The organism is Brevundimonas olei (assembly GCF_037055245.1).
GTDB lineage: Bacteria > Pseudomonadota > Alphaproteobacteria > Caulobacterales > Caulobacteraceae > Brevundimonas > Brevundimonas olei.
Window position 1 is genome coordinate 1,264,220 of sequence record NZ_CP146369.1, and the last position, 14,175, is coordinate 1,278,394.

10 protein-coding genes are annotated in these 14,175 nt (G+C 65.9%); 3 read left to right on the plus strand and 7 right to left on the minus strand.

All coding sequences use genetic code 11. From position 1 onward, the window contains the following. Positions 1–8: 8 nt before the first annotated feature. The 5 genes from V8J38_RS06070 to V8J38_RS06090 form a co-directional block, all read right to left on the minus strand. Positions 9–1,028 (minus strand): alpha/beta hydrolase, encoded by a 1,020-nt coding sequence (locus V8J38_RS06070; RefSeq protein WP_338578301.1) that lies wholly within the window; start codon positions 1,026–1,028, stop codon positions 9–11. Between the two features lie 166 nt (positions 1,029–1,194). Further along, complete coding sequence (locus V8J38_RS06075; RefSeq protein ID WP_338578302.1) at positions 1,195–1,746, minus strand: TetR/AcrR family transcriptional regulator; 552 nt, start codon at positions 1,744–1,746, stop codon at positions 1,195–1,197. A gap of 74 nt (positions 1,747–1,820) precedes the next feature. Next, on the minus strand, positions 1,821–2,138 hold the full coding sequence (locus tag V8J38_RS06080; protein WP_291776412.1) for a DMT family transporter: 318 nt from the start codon (positions 2,136–2,138) through the stop codon (positions 1,821–1,823). A 49-nt stretch (positions 2,139–2,187) separates the two neighbouring features. Continuing rightward, entirely contained in the window at positions 2,188–2,955 is a 768-nt protein-coding gene (locus tag V8J38_RS06085; RefSeq protein WP_338578303.1) for a 3-oxoacyl-ACP reductase family protein, read from the minus strand. Between the two features lie 100 nt (positions 2,956–3,055). Continuing rightward, the gene (locus V8J38_RS06090) at positions 3,056–3,949 is read right to left on the minus strand and encodes a LysR family transcriptional regulator (protein WP_338578304.1); all 894 of its coding nucleotides are present in this window, start codon (positions 3,947–3,949) and stop codon (positions 3,056–3,058) included. Between the two features lie 105 nt (positions 3,950–4,054). Here V8J38_RS06090 and V8J38_RS06095 point away from each other — a divergent pair, with 105 nt between their 5' ends. After that, a complete protein-coding gene (locus V8J38_RS06095; RefSeq protein WP_338578305.1) occupies positions 4,055–4,933 on the plus strand; it encodes an NmrA/HSCARG family protein in 879 nt (292 codons plus the stop codon). A gap of 57 nt (positions 4,934–4,990) precedes the next feature. Here the strand turns inward: V8J38_RS06095 and V8J38_RS06100 are convergent, their stop codons facing one another. Next, positions 4,991–6,442 (minus strand): amidohydrolase, encoded by a 1,452-nt coding sequence (locus V8J38_RS06100; RefSeq protein WP_338578306.1) that lies wholly within the window; start codon positions 6,440–6,442, stop codon positions 4,991–4,993. Between the two features lie 77 nt (positions 6,443–6,519). Beyond that, on the minus strand, positions 6,520–9,531 hold the full coding sequence (locus V8J38_RS06105; RefSeq protein ID WP_338578307.1) for a TonB-dependent receptor plug domain-containing protein: 3,012 nt from the start codon (positions 9,529–9,531) through the stop codon (positions 6,520–6,522). 349 nt (positions 9,532–9,880) lie between these two features. Between V8J38_RS06105 and ggt the strand changes: the two genes are divergently transcribed. Next, a complete protein-coding gene (gene ggt / locus V8J38_RS06110; protein WP_338578308.1) occupies positions 9,881–11,626 on the plus strand; it encodes a gamma-glutamyltransferase in 1,746 nt (581 codons plus the stop codon). Between the two features lie 71 nt (positions 11,627–11,697). Further along, positions 11,698–14,151 (plus strand): zinc-dependent metalloprotease, encoded by a 2,454-nt coding sequence (locus tag V8J38_RS06115; protein ID WP_338578309.1) that lies wholly within the window; start codon positions 11,698–11,700, stop codon positions 14,149–14,151. The last annotated feature ends 24 nt before the right edge of the window (positions 14,152–14,175 follow it).

The window sequence follows — 14,175 nt, forward strand, 5'->3', positions numbered from 1 at the left end:
ATCCTCGCTTATCGGGTGCTGCGGGTGGAGGGGACGGGGGCCTCTGCTTCTGCGGCGGACGGCGCTGCAGACTCAGCATGAGGGCGCACTTCATTGACCAGGGTGAGGAAGGCCTTGCCAGGCTCCTCGACCAGCATCTCGTGCGCTGAATGCTCGAACCAAACGAGTTGTTTGTGCGGCGCGTCGAGTCTGGCGAACCATTCCGCAGCAACTCCCGCCGAGACATTGATGTCGTGCCGACCCAGCAGCAGGAAGGTCGGAACCTCGAGTTCGGCCAGGGATGACATGGAGGTCTCCATGATTGCGGGCATCAAGCGTTCGACTGAAACGTCCTGGGCTTTCCAGACCTGCTTTACATCCTGATCCGTATAGTCGGGAGACAGGGCCATGGCCGCCCCTTCGAAGCTGGCGTCCGGGCGATTGTAGGCGGCGCCGCCGAAGGCATTGACCCATTTGCGTTGCAGGTACAGCGACGATGTCGGGACGGGGGTTCCGCCCTCAGCGTAGGGCGCGATGGACTGGAGCTCGGATATGGCTGTCTCATTGCCCGTGTCGCGAGCGCGAGCCATCGCCCAGGCCCAGCCCCGGCGTTCGCTCTCACGCATGTCGATGACCTGGCCCGCGCCGATGTAGGCATGGAGCCATTCGGGATGACGACGCGCGACATCAAGACCCAGCCAGCTTCCCCAGCTGTGGCCGAGCAGGAAGATCTTGTCCTGTCGCGTCTCGGAGCGCACCCAGCCGATGACGGCGTCGATATCCTGTTTCATCTGATCGATGGTCAGGTCGGCGACGGGATGGTCTGGGTTGTAGGATTTTCCGGCTCCGCGCTGATCCCATTGCACGACGGTGAAGTATTCGTCCCAACCCTGGGCGAAATACCAGGAGGTCGGCATGGCGACCCAGCCGGGGCCGCCGTGAACCACCAGCAGGACCGGATTGCCGGGATTGCGGCTCCGCACGGAAATCCACTGATCGACGCCGTTGATATTCACGGCCTCCAGTCGTTCGATCCCGTCCGGCGTCACGATCTGTCTCAGGCCGGCGATGATCCTGACCGCCTCTGCACGGTTGCGCGGCGCCGTGTCGGAATCTGCGTGGGCCGGGAGCGAAGAGAGCAGTAACGATACCGCCGCCAAGATCGGAAATGAGAAACGCAGCACAATATTCTCCCCAAGAAGGCGATACGCTAGATTAGTCGGTCGGCCAGGCCAGCATGGCGGCGTCGATGATCATTCGGAGCTTCTCTGCAGAGGCGCCGTCCCGCGCCTGGATCGACAAGCCCTCCAGCACTGTGGTGTAGAAGGCCGCCAGGCGGTCGAGGTCGGCGGAGGGCGCCAGGTCCCCCTGCGCGACGCCCTCGGCGAGGCGAGCTCTGAGGGCGGCCTCGCCGTCCAGTCGATTCTTGGCGAGGAAGGCGCGCACGCCCGCATTCTCCGGAGCGCCGAGCAGGGAGGACAGGACGATCATGCACCCGCGCGGACCTTCGGTCTCGGTATAGGCGCGGGCGTTCGCCAGCAGCATGGCCTCGACCGCTTCGCGAGCGGTCGCCGCCTCGGCGAGGCTTTGCGTGGTCGCCCGACCCTCAAGGCGGTCGTAAAGCTCGACGGCCTCTCGAAAAACCTCTTCCTTGCAGCCGAAGGTCGCATACAGGCTCGGCTTGTTGATGCCCATGGCGGCGACAAGGTTCTGGATCGACGTCCCTTCATAGCCCTGCGCCCAGAAGGTCCGCATGGCGGCGATCAAGGCGGTTTCCCTGTCAAAGCGTCTCGGTCGCCCGAGCGGCGGGCGCGGGGTCTTCTGCGGTTCGTCGAGAAGCGTCATGTTTCCATCACCCGCAGCCCTGCCACGCCGATCATGATCAGCGCCAGAAAGATCAACTTCGTCCCTGAAAGGGGTTCGCCGAGGAACAGCGCCCCGAACATCGCGACGCCGAAGACGCCTATGCCGACCCAGATAGCATAGGCGATGCTCACGGGCAGACTCTTCAGGGCGACGCCAAGCAGAACCAGACTCAGCAAGGCGACGCCGACGCCGATCAGGCTCGGCCATAGCCGCGTAAAGCCGTCCGCCTGTTTCAGCGCGAGGGCCCAGACAATCTCCAGCAGGCCGGCTACGGCCAACAATCCCCAGGCCATCGGATGTCGTTCTCCCTTGGGCGGCGGCATTGGTGCAGGCGAGCACGGGCTAGGCCGCAAAGCCCCCGTCGATTGCCAGCGAGCTTCCGGTGATGAACCGGCTTTCCTCCCCCGCGAGGAAGCCGACGGCTGCGGCGATTTCGGCGGGCTGGGCGTAGCGCTTGACCGCCATCAACTCCAGTTCCGCAGCGACGGCGGGGCCGTCGATGGGGTTCATGTCCGTCTCGGTGGAGCCGGGGTCGACAATGTTGACGGTGATGCCGCGTTCCCCGACCTCGCGCGCCAGGCCTTTGGTGAAGCCGATGAGGGCGGATTTGCTCATCGCATAGAGGGTCACGCCGCCATACGGCACGCGCTGGGCGAAGCAGGACCCGATGGAGATGATCCGTCCGCCGGCCCTCATGTGCGACAGCGCCGCTTGCGAGGTGATGAAGACGGCTCGTGCGTGGATCGCCAGAGTATCGTCAATCTCCTGAAGCGAAACGTCTTCGATCGGCCCTGCGGGGAAAACGCCGGCGTTGTTGACGAGTATGTCGAGGCGTCCGAACGTTTCCGCCGTCTGGTCCACGGCGTCGCGGATCGCGGTCGGATCCCGGCTATCCGCCTTGAGGCCGAGAAGCCTGCCGCCGTGAACCGTCAGGGCGTCAATTAACGCCTCGGCCGACTGGTCGGAGGTCGCATAGGTGAAGGCGACGTCAGCGCCTTCGGAAGCCAGGTGTCGAACGATTGCGGCCCCGATGCCGCGCGCGCCCCCGGTAACAAGCGCGGCTTTGCCTTGGAATTTCATGCCTTCACCATTTTGTACCAATAGGTTCATTTGTGGCTGTAGGCGAAGATCCAGCTCCCATCAAGTTTTTTGTACCGAATGGTATGATTGAGTTGAGGCGTCCGGATAGAGGCGTGACGGCGACGACCCTTCAGAGGTCTTCGATCCTGAGCTGTCCGGCCAGGAGGTCGACAAAGGCGCGAACCTTGGCGGGGGGGAGCTTGTTCTCGCGCCATAGCGCGTGGATCGGGACAGGCTTGGGTTCGAAGTCCTCGAGAATGACCTGCACCTGTCCCGTTTCGACGAGGCGCCGGATTTGCCACAGGGGCGAATACCCCAGGCCGAGCCCATAACTCACCGCCGCATAAACGCCAGGCATGGTGTTGCATCGAAAGGCGCCGCGAACGCCGATCCGCCTCGTCTTGCCGTCAATCTGGAACGCCCACTGATCCGACCTTTGTGCGGCGGTCCTGACGATGCAGGCGTGCTGGCGCAGATCGGTCGGACGGGCTGGCCGTCCATGTCGCTCGAAGTACGACGGCGCGCCAAAAACCACGCGACGAAGGGCGCCTAATCTTCGACCCTGAAGACCGGAATCCGGCAGGTCGGCGATACGCACCACGAGATCGAGTTCTTCGGCGGCGAGATCCACGAAGGAATCCGACAACTGAAGATCGATCTCGACCTGCGGATGGGCCGTCATGAAGTCGGCTATGATCGGAACCAGAAAATCGGGGCCGAACAAGGTGGGCGCGCCGATGCGAAGGACGCCTGAAGGCGCGGATTTTCTATCGGCAGCCTCGAGCCGGGCCTCCTGAATATCCAGCAGGGCAGGCTTCACGCGTTGGTAGAAGGCGTGGCCCGCCTCGCTCAGCGCCGATTGTCGCGTGGTGCGATGAACGAGTTGGACGCCGACGTCGTCTTCAAGCGAGGCGAGAGAACGGCTGACCGCCTGCAGCGATCGGCCGAGGCGCCGCGCCGCAGCCGTCAAACTGCCCGTCTCGGCAATGCGAATGAAGGCTTCGAGATCTTCCAGGCGGCTCATTCGGTATCTCGATAAGTGGAAGTCAGACTTCCAGATTGAACAAATAGTCTCGGAGATCGAGAGAATTTATCGTCGCTCTATTGTCATCGAGCCAAGGAGATAGCGATGAAACGCGTGGAATCGTCCGTACTTGTCATTGGGGCCGCAGGACGGGTGGCCGGACTGGTTGTCCCCGAGTTGCAACGTCGCGGCGCCGTCGTCCGCGCTCTGGTGCGCGATGAGAACGAGGCCGCTCTCGCCCGTTCGAGAGGCGCCGCCGAGATCGCCATTGGAGACCTGCGCGATGCCGGGAGCCTCTCGGAGGCGACACGGGGCGTGGATGGGATTTTCCATATCGGTCCGGCCTTCACCGTCGACGAGGCGGCGATGGGCCTGGCCCTGGTTGAGGCTGCGGAGCGCAGCGGCGTCAGGAAGTTTGTCTTCTCGTCGGTGATCCAGCCGACCAATACGCGCTTGAGCAACCACGCCAGCAAGATTCCGGTAGAGGAAGCGCTTTATTCCTCCAGACTCGAATACACGATCCTGCAGCCTGCGAACTTCATGCAGAATATCGCCATGGCCTGGCCGTCGATCCTTTCAGACGGCCGTTTCGGCGAGCCCTTTCCCAATGACGTCAGGATCGCGCGCGTCGATTACCGGGACGTGGCCGAAGCGGCTGCAGTGGCGCTTACGCAAGACACATTGGCGTTCGCCACGCTGGAGCTATCGGCGGGCATGTTCAGTCGCAACGACATCGCCGCATTGATTTCGAAGGAAATCGGTCGACAGGTCGAGGCCGTCGAGCTGAGCTTCGACGAATGGTCCCGTCGTGTCAGCTTGCCCTATTCGGAAGACCAAGTTGATCTGCTTGAAAAAGTGTATGAGCACTATTCGAATTACGGCATGGGCGGCAACAGCCTGGCCTTGACCGCTGCGCTTGGACGGGCGCCGCGATCCATGGGGCAGTATCTCAAGGACCTGGCCGCTCAGCATCCAGCGAACTGACGCGACAGCGAAGGCGACGACGAAGGCCCTCGGGACGAGCCCGAGGGCCACGACGGGTCAGTCGCGGTAGTTCAGCGCCGGAGCGCGGTCGCCCAGCAGCGCACGGTATTCGAAGTTCGGACCGCGACGCTGCTCGAACTCGGCCTTGGCGGCGGCGATCGTGTCCGGGCTCTGGAACAGTTCGGCGGTGGTCAGGGCCAGGGTCTTGGCCGCCAGGTGCGCGCCCTTCAGACCGATGGTCGTGCCGGCGGCCACCACGTTCTGCCAGGAGTGGCCTGCTGAACCGGGGACGAAGGTGGCCGTGGACAGCCCCACCGTCGGCGTGACCCAGGACACGTCCGAAACGTCGGTCGAGCCGCCGAAGTCGCCGCCGATCACGGCGTCCTCGATCTGACCGACCGAGGCCAGGTCAGGCTGGGTGGTCAGGGTCTTCTGGATCTCGGTCGCCAGGGCGATTTCCTCGGGCGTCCAGGTGATGCCGCCGACCGAACGCAGGTTGCGGTCCATGACGTGCATCAGGGCCTCGTTGGGCAGCATGGAATAGACGCCGCCGATGGCTTCGAACTCGACGCGGGTGCCGGTGCCCAGGGCGGCGCCGTCGGCCGCCAGCTTCACCCGCTCCAGCACGTCGCGCACGATCTCCGGATCGTTGTGGCGGACGTAGTAATAGGCTTCGGCATAGGCCGGGACGACGTTCGGCGCCTTGCCGCCGTCGGTGATGGCGTAGTGGATACGGGTGCGGTCCGGCACGTGCTCGCGCATCATGTTGACCATGTAGTTCAGGGACTCGACGCCATCGAGCGCCGAGCGGCCCTTGTCGGGCGCGGCGGCGGCGTGGGAGGCGGTGCCGTAGAAGCGGAACTTGCCCGAGACGTTGGCCATGGTGTCGCCCTGGCGGGCCGAGTTCACATTGCCGGGGTGCCAGTGCAGCGAGACGTCGACGTCATCGAAGAGGCCGTCGCGCACCATATAGACCTTGCCCGAGCCGCCTTCCTCGGCGGGCGTGCCGTAGACGCGCAGTTCGCCCTTGATGTTGTTGGCCTCCATCCAGGCCTTCACGGCGATGGCGGCGTGGACCGAGGCGGCGCCGAACAGGTTGTGGCCGCAGCCGTGGCCCGCGTGGCCGCCCGCCGATTCCTGGACCGGGCTCAGGGTCTGCGACAGGCCGGGCAGGGCGTCGTATTCGGCCAGGACCGCGATGACCGGGCCCTCGCCGGTCTTGAAGCTGGCGAGGAAGGCGGTCGGCTCATTGGCGATGCCGGGGGTCACGGTGAAACCCGCGTCGCGAAGTTGGCCCTGGAGCAGGGCCGAGCTCTGGGTCTCCTGATAGCCCAACTCGGCGAACTTCCAGATTTCCAGCGCGGCGCTGTCGAGGGCGGCCTGGTTGCGGTCGACGGTCGAGGTGATCTGTCGTTGCGCCTGGGGCGACAACTCCCCGGCCAGGGCGGGGGAGGCGAAGCCGACGAGGGCGGCGGCGAGGGCGAGGGTTCGCATCGAGACGGGCTTCATGGGGAAACTCCGGAAACAGAAAAAGCAAAGGGGCGGAAGGCGCCTTCGCCTGCCGCCCCTGAACGATGAAAGGCTGATCAGAAGGTCTTGCGGATGCTGGCGTACCAGTAACGACCGTAGGGCTGGTAGACCGTTCCGACATAGCCGGCGCCGGACAGAGGCGGCTGCTCGTCGGTGATGTTGCGCAGGCCGACGCGAACCGCCGTGTCGGACAGCAAGCCGTCGTCGAACTGATACTCGGCGTACAGGTTGGCCGTAATGGTCGAATCCACCGTCCAGTAGTCGCCGGCCGAGTTGACCAGGCTGCTGTCGTACAGCGACGAGATGTACTGGGTGAACGCGCCGATCGTCAGGTTCTGGTAGCGCCAACTGCCCGACAGCGACCACTTCCACTCCGGACGGCCCAGATCGGCGATCATGTCGCCCATCCGTCCCCCGAAGGTGATGGCAGGGTCGATCTCGCCCGACTCGCGCGCTGCGGTCAGATCCGCCATGCCCGGCGACATCTCCAGATAGTATTTCAGCAGATGAGAGACGTTCAGATTCAGGCTGAAGTCGCCGATGCTGGTGCCGCGCAGGCTCCACATCGCGCCCAGATCCAGGCCCTCGACCGTCTGGGGCTGCTGGTTGGTATAGGCGTCGGTGACGTAGAGGACCTCGCCCGCCGCCGCCAGGCCGGTGCCGGCGAAGATGGCCTGATCAGCCGCCGTGGCGTCGGCGCGGACGACGTTGGGGTTGAAGCTGCCCTGCTTACGCAGCAGGTAGTCCAGGATCAGAGCGTTCTGGCCGCGGAACAGGCCGACCATGCCGGTCTGTTCGACCTTCCACCAGTCGGCGGTGAAGGTGAAGTCGCCCAGTTGCTCAGGCAGGAAGCGCGGCTGGACGACCAGACCGAACGACAGGGTTTCTGATTCTTCGGGCTGCAAGTCCGGGTTACCCGAGCGTCGCTCGGCGGTGAGCTTCCGGACGTGGGTGGTGCTGATGCTGGTGTAGTCGGGGAAGCTGGTCGGCGGCGTGTAGGAGGCTCCGCACTGGTTCATCCCGGTCATGGCGCCGCGACGGATCAGGGCCTCGCAATAGGCATAGTCGTTGGAGCTGTTGGAGCGGGTGATCACCGTGGCGTTGATCTGCTCAAGGTTGGGGGCGCGGAAGCCCTGGGCCCAGGAGCCGCGGACGCGGAAGCCGTCGACGAGGTCCCAGGCGGCGGCGATCTTGGGCTTGGCCACGTCGCCGAAGTCCGAATAGTTCTCGAAGCGGCCCGCGAGCTGGACTTCCAGGTTATGCACCAGAGGGACGCCCATTTCGGGCGAGACTAGCGGGGCGGCGAACTCGAGATAGGCCGAGAAGACGTCCCGTTCGCCGTAGGTGTCGGGGTTCTCAGCCGAGTTGATCAGGTCGCTGTAGGTGGCGCCGGACTTGTCCGTATAGCGGATGGTCCCGTCGATACGGCTGTCACGGTCGTCCAACTGGGTCTCGGTGCGGAACTCGATTCCGGCGGCCATGCCGACCGGACCGGCGGGCAACTGGAACAGGTCAGGGCGCGAAACCTTGAAGTCCCACAGGCCCAGCTCCGTCTTGGTCTTGCGCACCATGTCGACGCGAATGGCGTCCAGGGCCGCCTGGTCCGACGGGGTGGCGTCGCCGAAACGCGGGTTGGCCGGATCGCCGCCGTTGAAGAAATTATAGGCGTCAGGTGTCGACTTGGCCGCCCACTCGGCCAGTCGGGTCGTCGAGATGTTGTCGGACACGTCCTTGGCTGAGGCCTCGGACCATAGCAGGGCCGATTCCCAGTTCCAGCCGCGCCAGTCCCCGCGCAGGCCGCCCAGGATGCGGTATTGCTGATTGGTGACGTCGACGTTGATCGGCCCCATGTCGTTGAAGCGGTAGCCGGTCAGGCGGATGTCCTGGCCGAAGGGGTTGTAATAGTTCGTGCCGGGAATGGTCATGACGACCGAGGACAGGGTGTTGATCGGCGCCTGGCGAGCGTGGGACTTGGCGTAATATCCGCCCAGTTCGCCGAATGCCTCGACCGCGTCGTTGATCTGGTAGCGGCCGGTCAGGAACAGATTGAAGCGATCGACTTCCGGGATGACCGTGAGGTCTTCCTGTGCGGTGTCAGCGCGAAGGGCCGGGTCCACTGTCGTCGTCTTCTTGAGACACAGGCCGTTGCCCAGGCTTGCGGCGCAGTTCGCCATCGAATCCGGCTGGATGGTGAAGGTGGTGAAGGATTCGCCGCCGTAGGTGGCCGGGCTGTTCAGGGTGAACTGTCCCCATGGCGTCAGGGAGGACACGCCGTTGAGCGAGGAATTGTTCTCGAAACCGGTTCCGGCGAACAGCGGCCGCTTATCGTCGGAGGCGGTATAGTCCTGCTCCAGCGTCGTCAGCTCGTCGCGGTGATCGTAGTTGAAGAACAGGGAAACGTTGCCGCGCCCCTCGGCGATGTCCTTGCCGCCGTAGAGGGAGAAGTTGAACTCCCGCATGCCGGTGCCTTCGGCGCCGCCATACTGGCTCGACACCGTCCAGTTGTTCATGTCGTCGCGCAGGACGGTGTTGACCACGCCGGCCACGGCGTCGGCGCCGTAGATGGCGGCGGCTCCGTCGCGCAGCACCTCGAGCCGCTTCAGGCCCGACACCGGGATGGCGTTGGTGTTGTAGGTCAGCACCGGAACCAGGTGCTCGTTCGCCTGCGACGTCGGGTGGCCCACCACGCGGCGGCCGTTCAGCAGCACCAGGGTGTTGCCGATGCCGAGGTTGCGCAGGTTCACCGAACCAGTGTCGCCCCGCGCCGAGTTCGAGGTGGCCGGCAGGTAGGAGGAGTTGAAGGTCACGTCGCCCATCTGCGGGATGGAGCGCAGCAGTTCGTCGCCGGAGGTGGCGGCGGTGGCCTGAATCAACTCCTCGCCGACAACCGTGACGGGCAGAGCCGCCGTCACCTTGGCGCCCCGGATCTGCGAGCCGACGACGACGATCTCGTCGACCTGGGTGGCCTCCTGCGAGGCCTCCTGGGCGGTTGCCGTCGTAGTGCCCAACAGGGCTGTGGTGGCCAGCAGGGCCGTTTTCATGCTGTGACGCGCAAAGATTGAACTCATGACATCTGCATCCCCGTTTGCGGTCAGTGCGGTTCCCTTCGATGAGGCGCCTGTTACCCGACCAAATTTTTTCGAAGAGACGAAATCCTTGAGCGCCTCCGGATAGAATCCTGCGCGCGCGGCGACTTGCCTCGGTTCGGACTAAAAGCGGCCATAGACGAGGCGTCAACCTCTGCAGAATAAATATTGCCGATATCCGAGATATTGAGCGCGATAATCGCTAAGAATCACCCTTGAGGTGCGCTTTTCAGCAATGCTATCGCTATGGATATTGACAAGGTTGTCCTGTCGTCAGCGCCGAGGCTGTTTTGTCGGCGGCTGCGGGCGGGATTTGCGGCGGGGGAACAGCATGCGTTTTGGTTTCACGAGAGCGGCGACGGCGGTTTCGGCGGCGGCGCTCATGCTGCTGGCCGGGCCCGGCCTAGCGCAGCAGGCGGCCCAGGTTCGTCCGACGACGGGCAGCGGCGGCGACATCGTCAACTATGGCCAGATCCACAGCCCGGTGGTCGGGCGGGGCGGCATGGTGGTCAGCCAGAGCGATCCGGCCACCCGCGTCGGCGTCGAGATCCTGCGCCAGGGCGGCAATGCGGTGGATTCGGCCGTGGCCGTGGCCTTCGCCGAGGCCGTCACCCTGCCACGCGCGGGCAACATCGGCGGCTCGGGCTACATGATCGTGCATATGGCCGCCACGGCGGACCGACCGGCGCAGGACATCGCCGTCAACTATTACGGCGCGGCGCCCGCCGCGACGACGCCTGAGCTTCTGCTGGGGCCGGACGGCAGGTTCGACCGTTCCAAGCCGTCGGGCTTCATCAACGTCTCGGTGCCCGGCACGGTGATGGGCCTGTGGGAGGCGCATTCGCGCTTCGGCTCCATGCCCTGGGCCGATCTGGTCGCGCCGGCGATCCGCCTGGCCGAGGAGGGCTATGTCCTGTCGGACGGGGAGGCGGACGCCACGGCGGGCCGGGCGCGGGTCCTGGCGACGGATCCGGGCGCGCGCGAGGCCTATCTGAAGCCGGACGGCTCGGTCTATCGCGCGGGCGAGACCTTCCGTCAGCCCCTGCTGGCTGAAAGCCTGCGCAAGGTGGCGCGCGGCGGGGCGGACGAATTCTACAAGGGCGAACTGGCGCGCCAGATCGTGGCCGGCATCCAGGCCCAGGGCGGCGTGATCACCCTGGAGGACATGGCCGCCTATCGCGCCGACGTGTCCGAGCCGATCTGGGGCAGCTATCGTGGGAATCGCATCTCCTTCATGCCGCCGACGGCCTCGGGCGTCAGCGTCGCCGAGGCGCTGAATCTGCTGGAGCATTTCGACCTGAAGGCCATGGGCTGGGGCAGCGTCGACAGCCTGCACCTGATCTCGGAGGCGATGAAGATCACCTCGTCGGACCGTCGCCTGATCGGGGGCGCGCCGCAGTGGACCACCCCGGCCCACGGCCTGGCCAGCAAGGAATTCGCCGCTGAGCGTGTCAAGCTGATCGCCCTGGACCGCACGCTGAAGGCGGCGGACATCCCGGAGGGCAATCCCTATCCCTATGAGAGCCAGGACACGACCCACTATTCGGTGGCGGACGCCTTCGGCAATGCGGTGTCGAACACCTACACCCTGTCCAACTCCTACGGCGCGCACGTCGCTCCGGTCGGGACGGGCATCCTGCTGAACAACCACCTGGACAACTTCTCCTGGGGCACGCGCGGGGAGCCGAACTCGCCCGCGCCGGGCAAGCGCCTGGGCTCGACCATCACGCCGATGATCGTGTTCAAGGACGACAAGCCCTGGCTGATCACCGGCACGCCCGGCGGCGGCTACATCATCGCCACCATGGTTCAGCTGATCTCCAACGTCGTGGACCACAACCTAAACGTGGCCGAGGCGGCCATGCGTCCTCGCCTGAACCAGGGCGGGGGCGACAGCCCGCTGGAGCTGGAAGGCGGCTTCTCGCCCGACGTGGAGCGCCTGCTGCGCGAGCGCGGCCATACGGTGCGACCGTCGATGACCATGGGCAGCACCCAATCCATCATGGTGGACGGGGATCGGTTCCTGGGGGCCGCCGACACCCGACGTCCGGACGCCCTGGCCTTGGGCGTCCGCTGACCGACCGCTTGCCGTTCGAGGCGTTCGGTGGTCTGAACGTCCGCTGTTGAATCCGTCGGAGGGGGAAGCCGATGTTGCGCAAGGTTCTGCTGGCGGGCGCCGCCGGCCTGGTGTTGGCCGGAGCTGCGGCTCCTGCGGGGGCGCAGTCCGCGCCGACGGCGACGGCGGCGGCGTCGCCGGCGGCCTGGCAGGACGGCCTCTTCGGCGTCCGCCAGGACAGCCGCAAGGGCAAGGTTTCGGTGCGTCTGCCGGCGCCGGGCGCGGACGGGGTGCTGGGACGGTATCTCTATCAGCCGGGTCTGTCGGCGGGCCTCGGCATGGACGGAGCGGGACTGGACCGCTCGGGCCTGGGGCAGGCTCAGATCGTGGTGTTTCGTCAGGTCGGAGACCGCGTCTTCGCCGCCTTCGAGAACCATCGTTTCCGCGCCGTCGACGCTGATCCCGATCAGGTCAATGCGGTCGCCGCCTCCTTCGTCTCGCCGGTCGTGTGGTCGGGCGAGGTGGCGGAGACCGGAGCCGACGGGTCCGTCACGGTGGATCTGTCCGGTTTCCTGGAGCGGGACGCCGTCAACGCCGTGGGGCGGCTGAAACGGGCCAAGCTGGGCAGTTTCAAGCCGTCGCCCAATCTCGGCTATGTCGACGTCGCCGAGACTCTGGTCTTCCCCGACAACGTCGAGTTCCAGACGGTCCAGACCTTCACCAGCGACGAGCCGGGCGGCGAGCTGTCGCGCGTCTCGCCCGAAACACGCTCGGTCACCCTGGCGGTGCGTCACTCCTTCATCCGCTTGCCGGACGATGGCTTCACCCCGGTCCTGCATGATCCGCGTTCGGGCACCTCGGCCCAGGTGATGGTGACCGACTTCGCCGCCGATCTGGACACGCCGGTGGTCAGCCGTCTGGCCCGGCGCTTCCGGCTGGAGAAGACCGATCCGACGGCCGCCCGTTCGCCGGTGAAGAAGCCCATCGTCTTCTACGTCGATCGCGCCGCCCCGCCGGCCATCCGCGAGGCCCTGATCGAGGGCGGCAATTGGTGGGCGCAGGCCTTCGAACAGGTCGGCTATCTCAACGCCTTCCGGGTCGAGCTGCTGCCCGAGGGGGCGCATCCGATGGACGCCCGCTACAACATCATCTCCTGGGTTCACCGCGAGACGCGCGGCTGGTCGACGGGGACCAGCGTCAACGACCCCCGCACCGGCGAGATCGTGCGCGGCGTGGTGCAGCTGGGCTCGCTGCGCGACCGTCAGGACAAGATGATCATTGAGGGACTGGTCGGCGCCGCCCGCGCCGGGACGGGGGGCGAGGACGATCCCGATCGTCTGGCCTACCACCGCCTGCGCCACCTGTCGGCGCACGAGATCGGCCACGCCCTGGGCATTTCCCATAACTTTGCGGCCTCGACGTATGAGGACCGCGCCTCGGTCATGGACTATCCGGCGCCCTGGGTCATCGCGGACGGCGATCGTCTGGACTTCAGCCGCGCCTATACGACGGGCGTCGGCGCCTGGGACCGCTATGTCGTGGACTGGCTCTATGGCGACACGCCGGGCCAGAACCCGATGTCGCGCCGCGCGGCCCTGGCGGCCGAGGCGCAAGCCAGGGGCTATCGCTTCGTCTCGGACGGCGACACCAGGCCGCTGGGCAGCCTTCAGGCCTATGGCGCCATGTGGGACAACGGCGAGGACCCGACGGCCGAGTTCGCCAATACCCTGGCCGTGCGCCGCATCGCCCTGTCGCGCTTCGGTCTGGACAATCTGCCGGACGGAGCGGCGGCGGCGGACCTGCGTCGCGTGATCGTGCCCATCTATCTGTATCACCGCTATCAGACGACGGCGGTGGGGCGTCTGGTCGGCGGCGTCGACTACGCCTATGCGGTCAAGGGCGACGGCCATGAGCGGGCGGAGGCCATTACCGCCGACCGTCAGCGCGGCGCGCTTGAGGCCCTGATGCAGGCCCTGTCGCCTGAGGTGCTGGACATGCCGGACGGGGTCCTCGACCTGCTGTCCTCGGTGCAGTCGGGCAGTTCTGACCGGCAGATGCAGATCGAACTGTTCGAGAGCAAGACCGATGCGGTCTTCGATCCCTCCTCGGCCGCCGCCTCGGCGACGGAGGTGGTGTTCGAGACCCTGCTGGCGCCCGAGCGGTTGAACCGTCTGGTCGAGCAGGAACGTCGTGATCCGGGACAACTGGGTCTGGTCGAGACGCTGGACCGGGTGGCGGTCGCGGTCGGGCCGGGCGCGGCGCTGAACCCGCGTCAGGCCGAATTGCGCCGCGTCGCCCGCGCCCGTTACGCCGCCCATCTGGCTGCGCTGATCCAGGGCAAGGACCTGTCCTCGACGGCTCAGGGCGCGGTGCGCGACAGCGCGCGGCGGTTCGGCGAGCAGTTGAAACGCTGCCGCGGCGACCGGCTGGAGACAGCGCAGTGCGCCTATCTGGCGGAAGCTCTGACCGGCCCGGTCGAGGGGCTGAAGACGCTCAGCGAGACGCTGCCTGTGGCGCAGGCGGTTCCGCCCGGCGCGCCGATCTAAAGCCCTTCTCCCCGGTGGGGAGAA